1 protein-coding gene is annotated in these 349 nt (G+C 32.1%); it reads right to left on the reverse strand.

Annotated elements, in window-relative coordinates; all coding sequences use genetic code 11:
- On the reverse strand, positions 1–349 hold a 349-nt coding region (locus ACQRD5_RS17270; RefSeq protein ID WP_427747125.1), incomplete at both ends, for an IS110 family transposase.

Consider the following 349-nt stretch of genomic DNA (forward strand, 5'->3'; position numbering starts at 1 on the left):
GGAAAATATCCATGCTAACGCTCTGCGAAAGCTTAATATTTTGAAATTTTCCTATTTGTGCAATAGATAAAGCATCTTTTTTATCATTTTTCACTTTTCTTATATCCACATTTTTGTTACACTTAGTAACGAGTGGATTGATAACAAATGTGTTATCGAAGTTTTTATTAAGAAAGTGGAAAAGAGATAAGTGGTACACACCAGTGGACTCCATGAAAATGGCCGTTTTCATGTTAAACTCTTCTTCCACTTTTTTAATTTCTTTTAATAAGTGGTTGAAGCCACTAACATCATGCTTTATTCTAAAAGGTTTCTTGAAAACATCTCCGTTAGGTGCAAGTATTGCAAC

This window comes from Clostridium sp. SGI.024, assembly GCF_050315195.1.
Taxonomy (GTDB): Bacteria; Bacillota; Clostridia; order Clostridiales; family Clostridiaceae; genus Clostridium.